Source organism: Paenibacillus sp. GbtcB18 (assembly GCF_019091125.1).
Lineage (GTDB): Bacteria > Bacillota > Bacilli > Paenibacillales > NBRC-103111 > Paenibacillus_F > Paenibacillus_F chitinolyticus.
Window position 1 is genome coordinate 1 of the sequence record NZ_JAGXJX010000946.1, and the last position, 232, is coordinate 232.

The 232-nt window shown below is 57.3% G+C and carries 1 protein-coding gene; it reads right to left on the reverse strand.

Annotated features, from left to right (window positions below):
• Positions 1 to 232, reverse strand: a 232-nt coding sequence (locus KVT34_RS31365) for a hypothetical protein (protein ID WP_217563403.1), incomplete at both ends; no start/stop codon positions are given.

Below are 232 nucleotides of genomic sequence, written 5' to 3' on the forward strand. Positions count from 1 at the left end.
GTCGGTGTGCTGTTCAGATGCTGGACGACACGGATGGTGAATTGCGTGCTCTGATCCCCTTCGACCGCATGATAGACGCTTAGGGTACCCGTAGCCGTCCCTTCGCTTACCGGCGTCATGGTCTGTTTTCTGCCCGACAAAAGAACCTTCGCAACAGAAGTGTCGAACGTATCGGCCGTAACCGTGGGTGCCGCACCAAAGCCCGCCTGAAGGGGTGGTGGAACCACTAGTT